The organism is Ligilactobacillus apodemi DSM 16634 = JCM 16172 (assembly GCF_001434405.1).
Classification (GTDB): Bacteria; Bacillota; Bacilli; order Lactobacillales; family Lactobacillaceae; genus Ligilactobacillus; species Ligilactobacillus apodemi.
Map to the genome: position 1 here is coordinate 1 of NZ_AZFT01000030.1, position 1,385 is coordinate 1,385.

Annotated in this window: 1 protein-coding gene; it reads right to left on the reverse strand. The window is 49.2% G+C overall.

The window, feature by feature from the left end; all coding sequences use genetic code 11:
* Positions 1-1,385: Rib/alpha-like domain-containing protein (locus FC32_RS02220; RefSeq protein ID WP_268871569.1), on the reverse strand; the 1,385-nt coding region annotated here is incomplete at both ends.

The window sequence follows — 1,385 nt, forward strand, 5'->3', positions numbered from 1 at the left end:
TTATTGGATACTCCTACTTCAGCACTTGGAGTTTTACCCAAATCGGCCTTCACTAACTGGCCCTTCGGAGCATACTCTTCGGCGTCGGTACCTACTTTCACTTGAACTGGTACTTCATCTTCTGAGCCATCTGAATACGTTACTTCTACCGTACCCGGCTTCTCGCCTGGTGTTGCTACTTCCACTGGGGTCTTCCAGCTGTATTGAGCATTTTGTGGCAAGTCATCCTTATTGGATACTCCTGCTTTGGCACTCGGTGCCTTACCCAAATCAGTCTTCACTAATTGTCCCTTCGGGGCGTACTTTTCGGCGTCAGTTCCCACTTTAACTTGGACCGGCACTTCATCTTTCGAGCCATCTGGGTATGTTACTTCTACCGTACCTGGTTTCTTACCTGGGGTTGTTGCGTCCAATGGTGTCTTCCAAACGTAATTCGTATCTTGCGGTAAGTCGTCCTTATTGGATACTCCTACTTCAGCACTTGGAGTTTTACCCAAATCGGCCTTCACTAACTGACCCTTCGGGGCGTATTCTTCAGCGTCAGTTCCCACTTTAACTTGAACCGGCACTTCATCTTTTGAGCCATCTGAATACGTTACTTCTACCGTACCCGGCTTCTCGCCTGGTGTTGCTACTTCCACTGGGGTCTTCCAGCTGTATTTAGCATCTTGCGGTAAGTCTGACTTATTAGCTACTCCTGCTTCAGCACTTGGGGCTTTGCCTAAATCGGTCTTCACTAATTGTCCCTTCGGGGCGTACTCTTCGGCGTCGGTGCCTACTTTCACTTGCACTGGTACTTCATCTTTTGAGCCATCTGGGTATGTCACTTCCACCGTACCTGGCTTCTTACCTGGTGTCGCTACTTCTACCGGGGTCTTCCAGCTGTATTTAGCATCTTGCGGTAAGTCTGACTTATTAGCTACTCCTGCTTCAGCACTCGGTGCCTTACCCAAATCTGTTTTCACTAACTGACCCTTCGGGGTATATTCTTCAGCGTCAGTTCCCACTTTAACTTGGACCGGCACTTCATCTTTTGAGCCATCTGGGTATGTCACTTCTACCGTACCCGGCTTCTCGCCTGGTGTCGCTACTTCCACTGGGGTCTTCCAGCTGTATTGGACATTTTGCGGTAAGTCGTCCTTATTGGCTACTCCTGCTTCAGCACTTGGAGTTTTGCCCAAATCGGTCTTCACTAACTGACCCTTCGGGGTATATTCTTCAGCGTCGGTGCCTACCTTCACTTGCACCGGTACTTCATCCTTCGAGCCATCTAGGTACGTTACTTCTACCGTACCTGGCTTCTTACCTGGTATCGCTACTTCTACCGGGGTCTTCCAGCTGTATTGAGCATTTTGCGGTAAGTCTGACTTATTAGCTACTCCTGC